Origin of the sequence: Prevotella sp. CAG:255, from assembly GCF_000431195.1 — a bacterium.
Lineage (GTDB): Bacteria > Bacteroidota > Bacteroidia > Bacteroidales > Bacteroidaceae > Prevotella > Prevotella rara.
In genome coordinates, this window is the sequence record NZ_HF986820.1 from 117,533 (window position 1) to 134,712 (window position 17,180).

At 44.8% G+C, this 17,180-nt stretch carries 13 protein-coding genes; all 13 read left to right on the top strand.

Features of this window, described 5'->3' with window-relative positions; all coding sequences use genetic code 11:
- Nucleotides 1–53: 53 nt before the first annotated feature.
- The 13 genes from QVO66_RS09555 (at nt 54) to QVO66_RS09615 (ending at nt 17,137) form a co-directional block, all read left to right on the top strand.
- Nucleotides 54–842 (top strand): UDP-2,3-diacylglucosamine diphosphatase, encoded by a 789-nt coding sequence (locus QVO66_RS09555; RefSeq protein WP_288172783.1) that lies wholly within the window; start codon nt 54–56, stop codon nt 840–842.
- A gap of 371 nt (nt 843–1,213) precedes the next feature.
- Nucleotides 1,214–1,816 (top strand): hypothetical protein, encoded by a 603-nt coding sequence (locus tag QVO66_RS09560; RefSeq protein ID WP_021855265.1) that lies wholly within the window; start codon nt 1,214–1,216, stop codon nt 1,814–1,816.
- 25 nt (nt 1,817–1,841) lie between these two features.
- Nucleotides 1,842–2,408, top strand: coding sequence for an RNA polymerase sigma-70 factor (locus tag QVO66_RS09565; RefSeq protein ID WP_021855266.1), 567 nt, complete (start codon nt 1,842–1,844; stop codon nt 2,406–2,408).
- A gap of 2 nt (nt 2,409–2,410) precedes the next feature.
- The gene (locus QVO66_RS09570) at nt 2,411–3,382 is read left to right on the top strand and encodes a FecR family protein (RefSeq protein WP_021855267.1); all 972 of its coding nucleotides are present in this window, start codon (nt 2,411–2,413) and stop codon (nt 3,380–3,382) included.
- Nucleotides 3,379–5,808, top strand: coding sequence for a TonB-dependent receptor (locus QVO66_RS09575; RefSeq protein ID WP_021855268.1), 2,430 nt, complete (start codon nt 3,379–3,381; stop codon nt 5,806–5,808). The genes QVO66_RS09570 and QVO66_RS09575 overlap by 4 nt, the downstream gene beginning before the upstream one ends.
- Before the next feature lie 1,145 nt (nt 5,809–6,953).
- Entirely contained in the window at nt 6,954–8,435 is a 1,482-nt protein-coding gene (gene amrB / locus QVO66_RS09580) for an AmmeMemoRadiSam system protein B (protein ID WP_021855270.1), read from the top strand.
- Nucleotides 8,436–8,446: 11 nt separating this feature from the next.
- Nucleotides 8,447–9,505: an AmmeMemoRadiSam system radical SAM enzyme gene (gene amrS / locus QVO66_RS09585; protein ID WP_021855271.1), complete on the top strand. Its 1,059-nt coding sequence runs from the start codon at nt 8,447–8,449 to the stop codon at nt 9,503–9,505.
- 130 nt (nt 9,506–9,635) lie between these two features.
- The gene (locus QVO66_RS09590) at nt 9,636–10,844 is read left to right on the top strand and encodes a tyrosine-type recombinase/integrase (protein ID WP_021855272.1); all 1,209 of its coding nucleotides are present in this window, start codon (nt 9,636–9,638) and stop codon (nt 10,842–10,844) included.
- Nucleotides 10,845–11,475: 631 nt separating this feature from the next.
- On the top strand, nt 11,476–12,039 hold the full coding sequence (locus QVO66_RS09595) for a UpxY family transcription antiterminator (RefSeq protein ID WP_021855273.1): 564 nt from the start codon (nt 11,476–11,478) through the stop codon (nt 12,037–12,039).
- Nucleotides 12,040–12,373: 334 nt separating this feature from the next.
- Complete coding sequence (locus QVO66_RS09600) at nt 12,374–13,918, top strand: lipopolysaccharide biosynthesis protein (RefSeq protein WP_021855274.1); 1,545 nt, start codon at nt 12,374–12,376, stop codon at nt 13,916–13,918.
- Entirely contained in the window at nt 13,915–15,066 is a 1,152-nt protein-coding gene (locus tag QVO66_RS09605) for a Coenzyme F420 hydrogenase/dehydrogenase, beta subunit C-terminal domain (protein WP_021855275.1), read from the top strand. Before QVO66_RS09600 ends, QVO66_RS09605 begins: the two co-directional genes overlap by 4 nt.
- Complete coding sequence (locus QVO66_RS09610) at nt 15,066–16,172, top strand: polysaccharide pyruvyl transferase family protein (protein ID WP_021855276.1); 1,107 nt, start codon at nt 15,066–15,068, stop codon at nt 16,170–16,172. The genes QVO66_RS09605 and QVO66_RS09610 overlap by 1 nt, the downstream gene beginning before the upstream one ends.
- Entirely contained in the window at nt 16,163–17,137 is a 975-nt protein-coding gene (locus tag QVO66_RS09615; protein WP_021855277.1) for a glycosyltransferase family 2 protein, read from the top strand. Before QVO66_RS09610 ends, QVO66_RS09615 begins: the two co-directional genes overlap by 10 nt.
- Nucleotides 17,138–17,180: the final 43 nt, after the last annotated feature.

Sequence of the window (17,180 nt, forward strand, 5' to 3'; positions counted from 1 at the left end):
GCTGTTGCCGTCTGCGGCAGCCGGCATTCGCTCGAAATATACTTTATGACATTATGCGTCTGCGTAAATTTTATTCAACGATAGTGCTGTCCGACATACATCTTGGCACGACACACTCAAAGACAACAGAAGTTACTGATTTTCTGAAGTCGGTAAACTGCCGCCGCCTCATTCTCGACGGCGACATAATAGACGGCTGGGCACTGCGCAAGGGCGGCACGCGCAAATGGCAGCCCAAACACACCGACTTCTTCAAAGTGATAATGAAGATGATGGAGAAGCAGGGCACCGAAATAATATACGTCAGGGGCAACCACGACGACTTTATCGACAGCATGGTGCCGTTCACGTTTTACAATATACGCTTCGTCAAGGACTTTATACACGAGAGCCACGGCCGTCGCTATTATGTTACCCACGGCGACATCTTCGACACCGTCACTACCAACATGAAGTGGCTTGCCATGCTCGGCGACGTGGGCTATACGTTTCTGTTGTGGCTTAACAAGATATACAACAACTACCGCACCGCCCACGGCAAGCCTTACTATTCGCTGTCGCAGGCAATCAAGCAGAAAGTGAAGTCGGCTGTGTCTTACATATCCGACTTTGAGCAGGAGCTTGTAAGGCTCGCGAGGGCACGCCGCTGCGACGGAGTTATTTGCGGACACATACACCATCCGGCCGACACATATTATGGCGACATCCACTATCTCAACTCTGGCGACTGGGTTGAAACGATGTCGGCACTTGCTGAAGACGAAAACGGCAACTGGTCGGTGAAAAGATACGGCGATATGCTTGCCGGCAACCGCATGCCTGAAAGGCAGATTGCATCGTGACGGCTGCGCGGCTGTCCGTGCGCAGAAGATGCTGCGCGATAAGCAATATTCAGATTCTTTTCCTCCCGGCTGTGACAGTCGGATTATCACTATACTGATTTTTTATTGGTACAAGACTTGTGGCTGATTGCATGTTCTTGTTATGACAGACGGCCGTGCTCCGCAGGATTTTTCCTCGGGGCACGCCTTTTTCTTGTTTTTCTGTAACGGCTTTTCCCTCTGTTTTTCCCTTTTATACAAGACTTTCCACGGTCTGCAAACATTTTTTTGAAAAAAATGCGGAAACAGGATAGGGGTATTTTGTTGAGGCTGCGTTATAGGGGCAAAGAGAGACAAAAGTAAATAATATTAACAATAAAAAATCAAGCATTATGAAATTTAAAGTATTTGTATTATCTTTGTGCATTTTCGCAGGTGTCAACATGGCTAACGCCCAGGACAACAGACATGAGATACGTGTTTCGGTGAGTGACGGACTGACACAGAGCGCCGTCGATGTGCTTGGACTCGGACTTGCAGATGCCGTTACCGGCAGCAAGCGCACAGACGAGAAAGCCTCGATAGTTTACGGACTCGGCTACCGCTATGCCGTCGGACGCTTCCGCGTAGGTGCCGACCTCGGCTTCGCCCACACAACAAGCAAGCTGACGCTCTCGGGCGACAAGATGCCTTCGATAAAAGAACGCGAGCTCAACTTCATGATACTGCCCACGGCAGAGTTTGTTTATCTTAAAAGCAGACTTGTTGAGCTTTACGGAAATGCGTCGGCCGGAGTGAGCCTGAAGCGCCACACCGAGACCGGACTGACCGAAGCCGGAAAGGCTGCTGCCGCCAAAGCCGACCTTAACACGTCGTTTGCATATCAGGTTAATCCTATAGCGCTGCGTGTTGGCAACGAGACGATAGGTGCGTTCGTTGAGGCCGGACTCGGTCACAAGGGCTTCGTTACAGCCGGCTTGAGCTTCAGATTTTAGTTATTTGTAATTATATGCGTACGCAATGATGAAAGTCAGTAGAAAAGAGCTTTTTAAATCGAGATTTCTGAAACATTATCCGAGGCTATGCTGCATAGCCTACGGATATGTTTCCGACAGGGCCGACTCTGAAGACATTGTTCAGGAGCTGTTCGTTAGCGTGTGGGACAAGAATCTCGACGACATGCCCGAAAATGAGTTTGCCGCATACATAACCACAGCCGTGCGAAACCGCTGCATTTCGTTCTTGCGTAAGCGTACATGCGACATTGTGCCGATTGACGGCCGGCAGGTAAGCGCCGAGACAATGACTGCCGACGAAGTACATTGCAGCGATGAGCCTACTATGGAGGAGAGGCTCGAGGCCGCCTTGGCTACGCTGCCCACGCGGTGCCGGGACATCTTCATGATGGCCAAGCTGCACGGAATGAAGTACCGCGAGATAGCCTCGAGCCTTAACCTGTCGGAAAAGACTGTCGAAAACCAGATGACAAAGGCTCTGAAGCTGCTGCGTCAGTATGCCGCCGCCAACAGTTTTGTAGTGACGGTTCTTGTAACAATCATTTTATCAATTATTTTAAATCGGGAATAAAGATGAACAGCAATGAAGATATCAACGGGTTGCTTGCGAGGCATTTTGCCCATGAAGGGCTTACGCCGCGGCAGCAGAGCGTGCTCGACAGCTGGATAAAGGCTAATGAAGGAGAGTATGAAAAGCTGAAGAAGCTTATGGGTGCGCCTGTTGCCACGCCCGACCCGGCCACATTCGATGCCGGTGCTGCCTGGCGCAAGGTTGAGCCGCGGCTCAGCGGCAGCCGTTTATGGCACGGTCTGCACCGCAGGGCTATGCTTATTGTGTCGGTGGCGGCTGCGCTGCTGCTCATGGTTGTCCTTGCGCTGCCGTATCTTTCGGGCAGCCGCGGCTCGGACGTTATGCAGTATGCCAACAACGGAACCGTGGAGCAGCACATCATCCTGCCCGACAGTTCGGAGGTGCTGCTCTATCCTGAAGCCACGCTGGCCTACAGCGACAAGGGTGTCGACAGGGTGCGCACAGCCCGCCTGAGCGGCAAGGCCTTCTTCAAGGTCAAGAAACTGCACGGCGCAAGCTTTAAGGTAGAGACTGGCGTGATGAACGTTACGGTGATGGGCACCTCGTTTCTTGTAGACGCCACTCATGGCGGCCACGCCGGAGTGTATGTCAAGACCGGCAAGGTGAAGGTTGCCACAGATCGCGCAAGCGTTGTCATAGAGGCAAACGAGAAGGCCGAGCTCATAGACGGAGAGCTGCGCACCGGAGTGATAGGCTCGCCCGCCACGCGTTTCGGCAGCGATGATGCCGACGTGTCGATGGTGTTCAGCAACGAGCCTCTGCCAAAGGTGGTGAGCGAGATAGAGAGCAACACCGGCATACGCATTGACCTCGGTGCTGGCCTTGACGACAACCTCATAACAACCCGCATCGACGGTGCCGACGGCGACGAGATAGTGAAGGAACTGGCATTTGTCTGCGGATGCAAGTATAAGACGGTGGTGGCCGGTAAACATTACATGCTATATAAATGAACATACGAAGAATACTGTGGGTATTAGTCCCTATTCTGTTTCGGATAACTCTGGCGCACGCGCAGACAACGGACAATGCGCGTGCGCTTACCGAAGAGACTTTGCGCGTTGAAGCCTCTTCTGCCACCGTGCAGCAGTGGCTGTCAAGGATAGAGACCGGCCTCGGTATTGTCATTTCATATAACCCCGCACAGATCGACGTCGATAAGGTCAGGCGCATCGACCGTCCGGGCGTCTACACCGTGGGGACTTTGCTCTCTAAGGTGCTCGACGGATATAAGGTGCGCACGGCCTTTGTGCCTCCGCGCAAGCTGCTGATTCAGGCAGAGAAGATAGAGAACGTATGCCTTGGCGGAATGGTGCTCGAGGAGGAGAGCGGCGAGCGCCTTTACGGTGCCGTTGTAAGTATCGACAACGGCGGGGGCAGGCGCACGGCTGCCATTACAGACGCCAACGGCGTTTACCGCCTTTACGTTCCTCCGGGCACTTATGTGCTCAATGTTTCTTATATGGGATATGCCCCTTCGAGCCGCCGCATAAGTGTGAGCGGCAATTGTCATATTGTTACGCATCTTGAGCCTTTGCCGTTTGAGATAGAAGAGATAACCGTAGAGACATCCAGGCGCGACGGCGAACTGGGCGAGACAACGCCCTCAAGCATGCTCTCGTTCAGCCGTAACGACCTGTTCTCGCAGATATGGATTCTGCCCGGAGTGATATCGTCGATGGCAGGTAGCAACCTGCAGGTGGACGGCGGCAGCAACGACGAAAACCTGTTTCTGCTCGACGGCGTGCCCGTGTTCCATCCGGGACATCTCAACTCGCTGCTGCCCATATTCAACGGCGACGCCGTAAAGAATGTGGTGTTCCACAAGGGCTTCTTCTCCACTCGCTTTGAAGGGAGGCTCTCGTCGGTTACTGAGGTTAATCTTAAAGACGGCAACAAAAACGAATTTGTCAACACCCTCTCGCTCGACATGCCCGCCGCATCGGTAACACTTGAAGGACCGATCGTGAAGGACAAACTTTCATATATGGTGGGCGCACGGAGAAGCTGGCTCGACTTCTTCGACAACATGCGGTCGGAAGACGACCGCCTTAACCATTCAGCCTACGACTACAATGCCAAGCTGTCTTATTCAATCTCGCCGCAGACATCGCTCAGCGCCATGGCCTACGGTGCGCGCGACGACTATCACATGCCGCTCTACGACGGCGAGACCGGCACGGTGCTCAGATGGAGCAACGACATCTGCCAGCTTTCGTTCAACACGCAGGCGGGAAAGCTGGGCAACACCACGTCGCTCTTTTACTCCGGACACACCAACCGCGCGCGCATAGACTTGCTCGGAGTCGACTCTACGGGCTACGTCAGAAGCGGCATACGCTCGTTTAACGCCTCTACAGAGTTCAGCTACACCCTCGACAACGTTTACAGTGCGCGCTGGGGCGCCAAGTATTCTTACGACACCTACCGCATAGCGGCTTTCGGCAGCGACGTCCGCACCCGGCGCGAGCTTATCAGTCAGGCGTCAGTGTTCTATGACAATCACATACGTGTGTCGCAGCGTCTCTCGGTTCAGGTGGGTGTCCACGGCGTAGGCTATTTTCCTCACGGCAGCAAAGACTATTACAGCATACAGCCGCGCCTGTCTGTCAGATATTTCCCTACAGACAGCGACCTGCTCTATCTGCATTTCTCAAAGATGGAGCAGTTTTATCATTGCCTGCGGCTTTACAACTGGGACCTGCCTACCGACTTCCGCATGCCCAGCATAGACGGCTACAAGCCGCGTTCGTCGGAGCATTATGAGGTGGGGTGGAAGCATTTCCTTACCGGCGGTCTGTTTGAACTGTCGGCTTTCTATAAGACACGCCGCAACGTAGTGGCCATGCGCCCCGATGTTTTTGTTGACGACGGCGGCTGGGATCAGTATGTCATGGTGGGCAGCGGCGACAGCTATGGCCTCCGCCTTTATCTCAACAAGAGCTGGAGGCGCTGGATGCTTCAGTTCTCGTATGCCTTTTCGCGCAGCCGCGAGTGGTTTGACGACATGCCCGACCGCGGCCGCATGCCGTCGCTATATGATGTTCCCCATCAGTTGGCTGCAGCCTTGTCGTATAAGCTCAATGCCCATTCGCTCGTTTCCGTCGGCGGCATGATGCGCTCCGGCAAGGTGCTTGAGTTTGGCGATGATTTCAACACACCGCCCGAGGAGCAGTTCCGCACCATGCGCGAGCCGCTGGTTTATCGTGTAGACGTGGGCTATTCGTTCGAGAAAGCCTTCGGCCGCAAGCTCCTTGCCCTGCGCTGCGGTCTGTATAATGTGGTGGGCCGTCCGTCCGACGAGGATGTCCTCAGCTTTTATTCTGCCACATGGCACGGCAACTGCCTTCCCTATGCGAGCATCAGCTTTAAGTTTTGAGTCTTGTTATGTGCTTATTCCGCTATGTTAAAATGTAAAATAAACGGATTATTTCCGACCGTTTGACGCTCTCAGAATGCCGTACTTCCTCACGGTTCTGTCTTTTCTTCTTAAAAATGTCGTAATTTTTATGTTTTAGTTAAGCTGTTGATTTACAGCTGATTATGCTATTTTAAGAAGAAAATGACAACAGTTAAAAAATATTACTCTGCCGTTTACGATGCAAAAGTGGCCCGTTTACGTTCTGAAATAGCCCTTTTTGTTAGTCAAAATCCATTGATTTGACCAACAAAATCATTCTTTTTATGGCAAAATAACGGCATAAACGTAAATGTATGTTAATGGAATGTCGCTATAAGTATGCACATATTAACATCCGTTATATATTTATTTTCTATTTCCCAAAAATCTTTTGTCCTGATTTTTCCGTTAAAATTTTTATTCACAATTTAGCTTCCATTTTATTATAAATAAATTGTATTAATTTCGGATCACAGATCCTGATACTCAATTCCGGCAGATTGCAAATCAGCCGGCACATTAGTCTTGTTGCGAAACAATTTCTTATAGCTGTAATTATCCAACATAGCATTTGACTTTAACTCCTTTAACTCCTAATAATAAAAGCATTTGTCTTAACTCCTAAATAATAAAAATTCCCTTTCTTTTCTCAATTATTTTTCTAGTAGCATGTAATATTAGGCTCTGTTGTTTAGAATCCGCAAAGCAAATGTTCTGCCGGATATGTTATCCGGCAACATAAAATATAAGGATTTTCAATCCGCTTAACTTCCTTTTTATAAATAATTTGTATTAATTTCGGATCACAGATCCTGATATTCAATTCCGGCAGATTAATCTTATTGATTGTCGGCACATTAAAGTGAAAAACTAAGAGTGAAAAGTGAAAAATCCAATTGCTGAACAGGTTTATAGCAACAAAACATTTGACTTTAACTCCTAGCCAACTTGTTGGCGATAACTACTCTAACTCCTTTAACTCCTAATAATAAAAGCATTTGTCTTAACTCCAAAATAATAAAAAATTCTCTTTCCTTTCTCAGTTATTTTTCTTATTTTTGCGATATAAGAATAATTTATTCACAACACCCTTGAAAGCAAAACTGTTAATTATACTGATTATTATGGCAACACACATTTCTCAGTCATGCTCACGCAGTGCAGACGATATACGTAAGCCGGCCGTTGCCGGGCAGTTTTATTCAGCCTCGGCAGACACGCTTGCCAATGATGTCGACGGCTTTCTGAAGTCAGCCGGAGTAAGTCATGCCGACGACGTGTGCGCCGTCATTGTGCCCCATGCAGGCTATGTCTTTTCGGGAGCTATGGCGGCAAAGGCATATATGCGCATAGATCCGGCAAGAGAATATAAGCGGGTGTTCCTGTTGGGACCGAGCCATAAGGCAGCCTTCGACGGCGCTTCGGTCGACAACCAGTTCGGCGCTTATGCCACGCCGCTTGGCAACGTGGAGATAGACATCGACGTGTGCGATAATCTGTTGCGTGCCGACAGCGTGTTCTGCAGTCTGCCCAAGGCACACGACGGCGAACACTGCCTAGAAGTGCAGTTGCCTTTCCTGCAACGCCATCTCGACAAGATGCCGCCCATAGTGCCCATTATAATAGGTACGCAAGATCTTGACAAACTGCAGCGCGTGGCCAAGGTCCTGCAGCCATACTTCACCGCTGACAACCTGTTTGTCATAAGCAGCGACTTCTCTCATTATCCACGTTATGACGACGCCGTTGAGGTGGACGGCATAACGGGGCAAGCCATAGAGAAGGCTTCGCTGACAGAGTTTGTAGGTGCAATTAACGACAACGCCTCGCGCAACATTTCTAACCTCTACACAAGTGCCTGCGGACAGTCGCCCATAGCCGTGCTGCTCATGATGATGAGTGATGGCGGCGGCCTGACCATGGAGCATCTGGGATATTGCAACTCGGGCGACTCACCCTACGGCGACCACGACGGCGTGGTGGGCTATCATGCCTTTGCCGTTACGGGCGGAAAAACCGAAGGCGGCGGAGCAGAAAAGGATGCGGCGTTTGGTCTTACGGCAGACGAGATGCGCACCCTGCTCGGCATAGCGCGCCGGACAATAGAGAATACGCTTAACGGAAACGGCGGACAGCCGTGCGACACAACCAAACTTAGCGAAACGCTGAAGGCACGCTGCGGAGCCTTCGTAACGCTGACGTCAGGCGGCCGTCTGCGCGGATGCATAGGCAATCTTGTAGGTTACAGGCCGCTGTATGCCACGGTTGAGGAGATGGCTAAGTCGGCAGCTTTTGAAGATCCGCGCTTTTATCCCGTGCGCAAGGATGAGCTTAATGACATTAAGATAGAGATATCAGTGCTGTCGCCGCTGCGCCGCATATCGTCGATAGACGAGTTTCAGCTCGGCCGCCACGGTCTGTATATTGTCAAGGGTGCCAGCTCGGGCACGTTCCTGCCGCAGGTGGCAGATGAGACTGACTGGACTAAGGAAGAGTTCTTCGGCCACTGCTCGCGCGACAAGGCCGGACTAGGCTGGGACGGATGGCGCGATGCCGAGCTGTATGTTTATGAGGCCGAAGTGTTCGGCGAGGCCGACGGCGAATAAATATTAAGGATATGGAGCACGAAGCACAATTTTATGAAGCCGCTGAAGGCGGCAGGGTGGTGTGCCGCCTGTGCCCTCACGGTTGCCGTCTGGCAGAGGGCGAGCGCGGAAAGTGCCGCAGCAGGGTATGCCGCGGCGGGCGTCTCGTGGCAGAAAACTACGGTCGTGTGTGCGCATTGCAGATAGACCCGGTGGAGAAGAAGCCGCTGCTGCATTTTCATCCCGGCGGCAGCTGTCTGTCGCTGGCTGCGGCGGGCTGCAACCTTTCGTGCCTTAACTGCCAGAACTGGGACATATCGCAGGCGTCGACGGCCGACGTGCCCTACAGACAGCTTGGTGCTGCCGACGTGGCGCGGCTGGCTGAAACAAACGGATGCCGTATGGTGGCATATACTTACACCGAGCCGCTGACATGGCTAGAGTACACGCGCGACTGCGCCGTGGCGTGCCGTGAGCGCGGACTGAAGAACATACTGGTTACGGCAGGCTATGTCAACGCCCGTCCGCTGGCAGGTCTGCTGCCGTATATCGACGCCGCCAACGTAGACCTCAAGTCGTTCTCCGACGACATCTACCGCTCTGTCAGCGGTGTGCGGCTTGCCCCTGTCCTGCATACGCTCAAAAGTATGCTCGATGCCGGCGTGTGGGTAGAGATAACCAACCTCTTGATACCCGGCGTAAATGACGACATGGACATGATAGCCCGCATGTGCCGCTGGCTTGTCGACAACGGCTTTGTCGACTGTCCGCTCCATTTCAGCCGTTTCTTCCCGCAGTATAAGATGCAAGGCCCCATGTCGGTGCTTGCCGTTACGCCCATGGGCGTTAAGGATGCCGGCGCGAGCTTTGTGCCAACGCCCCTGCCGCTACTCGTTGAGGCACGCCGTGTGGCCATAAGTCAGGGCATGCGCCATGTCTATCTCGGCAATGTCTCGCTTCCCGGAGCCGAAGACACCCTTTGCCCCCGTTGCGGCTCTGTCCTCATACGCCGCACAGGCTACGACGTGGCCCTTGGAAACTTCAGCGGTGTCTGCCCTAAGTGTGGCAGCAAGATTGCCGGTGTGTGGTGATGCTTAAGCATTAGTTTGCGTAAAGGGCAGAATAAGAGTTAAAAGAAATAAAACAAGATGCATAGGTGTATGAAAACAATATAGGAAAAAAGAAAAAATATGATATTTATATTGAATTAAAAATATAAATATGATATCTGTTAAACTTAAATTCAGACCTTCTGTAAACATTGACAAAGAAGGTTCATTGGTGTTTCAGCTTATTCACGGACGTTTAGTCCGCAGAATAACCAGCAAGTACAAGATTTTCAGCAGCGAATGGGACGAGCGCAACGGTTGCATCATTCTCCCCATGAAGTCATCGCCGCGCTATGAGCAGCTAAGTCTTATCCGCTTTAATGTGGAATGGGAACTGCGGCGGATAAACAGCATTATCCGGGACACTGTCGTTGACGGCAGTCAGTTGTGCGTTGACGATGTCATCAGCCGGTTTTTGCTTTGTGATGATATTAAGCAAAGCGTGTTTAACTTTATCCGTACCCAGATTATGCATAAGCAGAAGCTTGGCAAGATACGTTCAAGCGAGACCTATAAGTCGACGTTAAACAGCTTCATGCACTTCAGGAAAGGTGTCGACCTGCCTTTCAACATGATTGATTCAGAGCTGCTTGAACTTTATGAGGCGCAGATGAGATACCGCGGCTTGTCGCGCAACACGACATCGTTTTACATGAGAATTCTGCGCACCAACTATAAGATGGCGGTAGAGAAAGGCCTGACTAAAGACTGCCACCCGTTCAGGCATGTCTATTGCGGCATGGACAAGACCATAAAGCGGAGCATATCTTTTGTTGAGATTAATAGGATAAAGGACCTCGATCTGTCGAGAAAACCCATTTGGGACTATGCCCGCGACATGTTCATCTTCAGTTTTTGCACCAGAGGCATGTCTTTTGTAGACATGGCATACCTGAAGAAGAAAGACCTACGCAACGGTTACCTTACTTACCGTCGTAAGAAAACGGGACAGCTGCTCATAATAGAGTGGACACGCCAGATGCAGGATATCCTTGATAAATATGAGCCTAACAAGACAAAATATCTGCTGCCGATAATAATGCGTGAAGACGGAAAAGAGCGGCAGCAATACCTTAATCAGATGATGAGAATAAACAGACATCTGAAGGAGATTGCCGGCTTGGCCAATCTGTCAGTGCCATTGTCTTTATATTACAGCCGTCACAGCTGGGCAACCATAGCACGCGGCAAGGACATTCCCCTGGCTGTGATAAGCGAAGGACTGGGGCACGAGTCGGAAGCTACCACCCAGATATATTTAGATTCGATTAAATCTTATGAGGTGGATGAGGCAAACAGGAAAATATTAAACGGTCTCTAAAACTTATTAAACATTGTGGAGGGACATTGGTGTGTGTCCGTGCTGTTTGTGCTGAAGGCAAAAGCAGCATCGCCTAATAAGCATCATTGTCCGAAAATAAAGTTAATTCTTCGATTTATAAACCTCACCATATTTTACGCTTTTCAGTAAAGTAACAGACGCAAATACTATTCTTAAAGTCATTCGTTTTTTTGAATGATGTAATCCAAAAAGGACTTGATTCGTTTCACGAAAAAGACCATCTCCTAATAAGAGACGGTCTTTTGTATGCAAAGGTACAAAAAATAATTACTTATGCAATTATTTTAACAATTTTATTCGATTATTTCACCGCAAACGTTTATTTGCTGATTTTTTCTTTACAAAAGAAACACATGGAAACCCGATAAATAAAATGTTTCACGTAAATGACTATCTCTTATTAGGAGATAAGCAAAAATAACTAGGTGATAAATAAGCTTTACACTGATAAAGTCATTTAAAAAAGCGTTTTAATAATGCTTGACGAGAATGAGAGAAGTCTAGATACAAAAACTCATAACTGCTTGTTATACTGCAATTTACGTTAACTCGCAGGACTAGAGAGTATGCCTTTAAGGCATTAATATTAGTAACCAACACATTGCTGACTATGACTAAAGAAGAGCAGATTATAGCTTTTTCTAGGAGTGACGCGCCCCAATGGTTCGTTATGCGCGACCTGAAGCGAAACAATGCCAAGCTTCCTGCGTATAAGATGCTTAGCGAGATGAAAATCGAGATATTCACTCCTATGAAGTGGAAAATTGTGACCAAAGAGAAAAAACGCATCCCCCAGAAAGTTCCTTTTATGCAAGACTTGCTGTTCGTGCATGTCACCAGAAAAATTCTTGATCCTATCGTCGAGAGAACCAGCACACTGCAATACCGCTACTTGCGCGACGGATTTAGAACTCCCATGACGGTAAGGGACACGGATATGGAGCGTTTTATACGTGCAGTTGAATCTGCGGACAATCCGCAGTTTTATGCTCCAAAGGATATCCTTCCTAGTATGATAGGCAAAACTGTGCGCATCATCGGCGGTCCTCTGAACGACTATGTAGGAAAACTCCAGAAGATGCAAGGCTCAAAAGTGAAGCGCATCTTTATTGAATTGTCTAACCTCTTGACTGCATCTATTGAAGTGCAGCCTGAATATATACAGATATTATAAGAAATAACGAATCTTTATCTTATGCCATTTTGTTGTTTCTGCTGGCGCCAACAGGCAGAAATTGTTATGATGAAACTACTTTCGTAAATCCCATAAAACGAAAATATATAAATACAAAACCCGAGCCGGGCGTTATGGTTCAGCCGGTATCTTCGCTTTATATTGAACAGACTTTCGTTCGCTCTTTAGCAGCATAGCGTGCTATGTCAAGAAGAAACATACGGAACTCAATAGTAAACAAAAAGACGGCTGAAAGCAGAAATACACAAAAGAGATAAAACGATATGCAGACCAACGGTCGGTTTGTGCTAAATTATTGATGTAAATAAATTAAATGACCACGCAACAGGAAAATACAAAACGGATTGCAAAGAATACATTGATGCTATATGTCCGCATGCTTTTTGGCATGTTGATATCATTATACACTTCGCGTGTGGTTTTGCAGGCCTTGGGCGTTGAAGACTATGGCATCTATAATGTCGTAGGCGGTGTGGTGGCGATGTTTTCTTTGTTGTCGGGTTCCTTATCTGCAGCAGTAAGTCGTTTTTTGACTTTTGAGCTGGGGAGAAAAGATTTAGAGCGTTTGAAGAAGGTTTTTTCTTCTGCATTGTGCGTACATGCTATATTAGCTCTTGTGGTCTTTGTCTTATCTGAAACCATTGGACTGTGGTTCTTGAATTATAAGATGAATATACCTGCCGACAGAATGGTTGCGGCCAATTGGGTATTCCAATTTTCTTTATTTTCATTTCTGTTAGGACTATTCAGTGTTCCTTACAATGCATCTATCATTTCTCATGAACGGATGGGTATTTTTGCTTTTGTTGGTATTGGGGACACTATTTTGCAGCTGTGTATAGTTCTTCTAATTGCTTATGGTGGAATAAATGCAGATAGGTTGATTCTTTATTCAGGTCTTTTAGTGTTAAAAGGACTGTTGTTTCAGTTTTTCTATTTTTATTATTGTCTTAAGTCTTTTGAGGAATGTCGTTTTAGATTGATTTTGGACAAACCTTTATTGAAGGACATGACGGGATTTGCTGGTTGGAATTTCATCGGAGCATCATCTGCAATTTTACGTGACCAAGGTGGTAATATACTCTTAAATCTCTTTTATGGTCCGGCTTTAAATGCCGCACGTGGAATCGCAAACCAAGTTAGTAGTGCTATAGGGGCATTTGTCGGTAACTTTATGGTGGCATTAAATCCACAAATAACCAAATCATATGCAGCAGCTGAATATGAATATACGTTTTCATTAATTTTCAAGGGGGCACGGTTTTCCTTCTATTTATTGTTATGGTTGGCTCTTCCGGTTTTATTGAATACTCAATATATATTATCCATTTGGTTGAATGTAGTGCCTGAACATGCCGTATTTTTTGTCCAGCTCGTTCTGATATTCTCCATGTGTGAAGCAATATCTAACCCTTTGGTCACTGTTATGTTGGCTACAGGTAAAATCCGAAATTATCAGATTATCGTGGGAGGATTGCAGATGATGAATTTTCCATTATCGTATCTGTTTCTTAAGATGGGTTTTTTGCCGGAAGTGGTTGTAATGATAGCTATTGCCCTTTCATTGGTTTGCTTAGTAGCACGATTAATAATGTTACGTGGTATGATTCAACTGCCGGTATCCCGCTTCTTACATAATGTGTGCGGTAAAATTCTTTTAGTAACTGTATTATCCGTTATTATTCCTCTCCTCGTCCGTTGGGAATTACCTGCCAATTTGTATGGATTTATAATATCTTGCATTATCTGCCTGATTTGGACGGCAGCTATTCTTTTCATATTTGGATGTTCTGTTTCTGAACGGAAATTTCTGAGAGATAAGTTGCATGTTTTATCAGTAAAATGGTTAAATAGATGATAACAATAAAAGATAAATCTGCTTGCTGCGGATGTAGTGCATGTGCCAATATTTGTGCCCATCATGCTATCACAATGAGGCCGGACGGTATGGGCTTCTTATATCCCGAAGTAGATAAAAGCAAATGTATAGACTGTGGCCTCTGTAATCAGGTATGCGCATTTAACGATGATTATGACAAATCTAGAAACTTGGAAGAACCAGATGTTTATGCTGCACGCCACAAAAATATAAATGAAATTAGTACTAGTAGAAGCGGTGCTGTCTTTATAGCTTTGTCTGATTGGATATTAGAACAAGGAGGTGTCGTGTATGGTGCTGGCTATGAAGACCACTTTCGTGTTGTACATAAAAGAGCCACAAATAAAGAACAACGTGATGAGTTTAAGGGAAGCAAATACGTACAAAGTGATTTGAAAGATACATTCTGCCAAATAAAAAAGGACTTGAAACAGGGATATAAGGTAATGTTTTCTGGAACTCCGTGTCAGACGTCAGGCCTATTGTCTTATTTGCAACTATTGAAACAAGATATCTCTCAATTATATGTCGTAGATCTTGTTTGCCATGGAGTGCCTGCTCCTTATGTATGGCGTGATTATCTCAAATATATTGAAAAGAAATATCATGCAAAAATAACTGATGTTAATTTTCGTGATAAATCACAATTGGGTTGGTCTGCGCATAAAGAGTCCTTCAAACTTGGAAATAAATACTTATGTGTATCAACTTATACAGACTTGTTTTATAAACATCTTATGTTCCGTCATTCTTGTGGAGTATGTCATTTTACTAATTTAAAACGTCCATCAGATTTGACTATTGCAGATTTTTGGGGTTGGGAAAAGGTTGATCAACATATTAATGCCGATAATAAAGGCGTCTCTTTACTTTTGGTCAATACGGAAAAAGGCAGACAATTATTCTCTGAAATAGCAGATCAAATTCATTATTTGGTGACTGATACAAAGCATTGTCTGCAACACAATTTGGAGTATCCATCTATTATCAGTCCATTAAGGGAAGAATTTGAACAGAATTTTATATCGCGAGGATTTGTCTATTGTGCTAAGAAATATGTGAACATTGGTCTCAGACATCGGATATACAGTCTCCTTAGAAAGGTGAAACATAAAATATTAGGATAATGAAAATTGGAATATTCACATTTCATTGTGCAGCTAACTATGGAGCTGTATTGCAGACCTATTGTCTGCAGGAAGTATTAAAAAATATGGGACATGAAGTCTGTGTTATAGATTATCGTCCGAAATATCTTATAGAGCCATACAAAACATTCTCATACGATTCTGCATCTTTTAATTCATTCTTTTCAAAATGTAAAGGATTAATAAGAGCTTGTTTGGTCGCTCCTATCCGCTGGAAACGTAATAGTGTATTCGCACGATTCATTCATGATTATATAAATCTTTATCAATTGGACTTAAATGATGCATCAAACGATTTTGATGTCTTTATCTTTGGTAGTGATCAGATTTGGAATCCGAAAATTACTAATGGATTTGACAAAATATATTTAGGCGACTTTCCTGCTGCAAAGGGGAAAAAATTGATTGCGTATGCAGCAAGTGCTGGAAGTGTCTCGAATTTTTCAAATGAGAATGTTAATTATTTCTTATCAAGACTGAAATATTTTGATAAAGTTTTAGTTCGAGAAAAATCTTTAGCTGAATTTATAAGACGAAAAACATTTATAATCTCAGAAGTTGTATTTGACCCTGTTTTATTGGCAGGACCTACAATTTTATATAAATTGTTAGATAATAATGAAATAAAAAATCAAAAGCAACCATATTTATTATTGTTTCAATTGATTAGAAATGATGATATCGCAAAATATGCGGCAGATGTAGCTAAAAATAAAGGACTTAAACTGATAGAGGTTGCAACGATGCGTGAATCCATCTTTAATGAAAACCAGAAACAGACTCTATCGGTTAAGCAACTATTATTCTATTTTGTCAATGCAGCTTACATTATAACGTCTTCTTTTCATGGAACAGTGCTTTCTATATTGTTTAATAAGCCATTTAATACTATTTCACTTAATAATAGTATAGACGAAAGAGCATCGTTTTTATTAGATTATTTGAATCTGTCTGATAGAATGTTAAACATATATGGTAAAGTAGTATCTTCAACTCAGATAGATTATACAGACGCAAATAATTTATATAATATAAAAAAAATAGAGTCATATAATATTCTTAATAATTTTTTATTATGTCTCTGATTTCTGTTATAGTGCCTGTTTACAATACTGAAAAAACTCTTAATAGATGTATTGATAGTATTTTGAATCAGACATTTTGTGATTGGGAATTATTGCTCGTAGATGATGGCAGTACAGACCAATCAGGTGAACTTTGCGATGAATATGCCGCAAAAGATAAAAGAATAAGAGTTTTTCATAAAACTAATGGTGGAGTAAGTTCTGCGCGAAACATGGGATTACAATATGCGAAGGGTGAATGGATCTCTTTTGTGGATGCGGATGATTATTTAAATGTTCAATCTTTGAACGATATGATAATTGGGTCAGATGATTCAGATTTAGTATTGTCTTCAATAAAAATATGTGGCTGTCAGGAGAAAATAGTAAAATTGGATAATAATTTATCTAACGATGTGCATGAAATAGGCAACTTATTAACTTCTTTGAATGATTATATGGGGTTAACTGTACCATTTGCAAAACTTTTAAAATCATCCATAATCAATAACAATAAAATAAGATTTGATTGTAGGTTTTCTTCTGGAGAAGATACGTTGTTTATGTATCAATATTTATTTTATATAAAAAAAATCCGATGCATAGATGCAGTTTCTTATAATTATATTCTGTCAAATGGGTTGTCTAATAGAAAGTTGTCATTAGGTAGTATAGATAAAATATTACAAGAAATAACAGACGCTTTAAATGAACTATATATTAAGTTCAATTTTGATATAAGGAGAAGATATTATGATTCCATAGAATATTTTGTAACAAAATATGATTTTACAAATAAAAATATTAAATCCTTTTATAAGGATTTTTTATATTTCTCCAAAAGAAAATATTTCAAAGATATGATTAATGACAGAACTTATATATGCAAAGGGTTTAAACGAAAATTATTTGATAAATTGTTCATGTATAAGTTATATGGTATTATAGTGTTATGGATTTTCAAAATTAAAAAAATATATTTGTAAAAATAATTAACAAGTTCTATAACAACGATTTTAAATTATTTGT

Coding starts and splice junctions, on each gene's coding strand:
- QVO66_RS09555 (WP_288172783.1), top strand. CDS start 54: ATGCGTCTGCGTAAATTTTATTCAACGATAGTGCTGTCCGACATACAT.
- QVO66_RS09560 (WP_021855265.1), top strand. CDS start 1,214: ATGAAATTTAAAGTATTTGTATTATCTTTGTGCATTTTCGCAGGTGTC.
- QVO66_RS09565 (WP_021855266.1), top strand. CDS start 1,842: ATGATGAAAGTCAGTAGAAAAGAGCTTTTTAAATCGAGATTTCTGAAA.
- QVO66_RS09570 (WP_021855267.1), top strand. CDS start 2,411: ATGAACAGCAATGAAGATATCAACGGGTTGCTTGCGAGGCATTTTGCC.
- QVO66_RS09575 (WP_021855268.1), top strand. CDS start 3,379: ATGAACATACGAAGAATACTGTGGGTATTAGTCCCTATTCTGTTTCGG.
- amrB (WP_021855270.1), top strand. CDS start 6,954: ATGGCAACACACATTTCTCAGTCATGCTCACGCAGTGCAGACGATATA.
- amrS (WP_021855271.1), top strand. CDS start 8,447: ATGGAGCACGAAGCACAATTTTATGAAGCCGCTGAAGGCGGCAGGGTG.
- QVO66_RS09590 (WP_021855272.1), top strand. CDS start 9,636: ATGATATCTGTTAAACTTAAATTCAGACCTTCTGTAAACATTGACAAA.
- QVO66_RS09595 (WP_021855273.1), top strand. CDS start 11,476: ATGACTAAAGAAGAGCAGATTATAGCTTTTTCTAGGAGTGACGCGCCC.
- QVO66_RS09600 (WP_021855274.1), top strand. CDS start 12,374: ATGACCACGCAACAGGAAAATACAAAACGGATTGCAAAGAATACATTG.
- QVO66_RS09605 (WP_021855275.1), top strand. CDS start 13,915: ATGATAACAATAAAAGATAAATCTGCTTGCTGCGGATGTAGTGCATGT.
- QVO66_RS09610 (WP_021855276.1), top strand. CDS start 15,066: ATGAAAATTGGAATATTCACATTTCATTGTGCAGCTAACTATGGAGCT.
- QVO66_RS09615 (WP_021855277.1), top strand. CDS start 16,163: ATGTCTCTGATTTCTGTTATAGTGCCTGTTTACAATACTGAAAAAACT.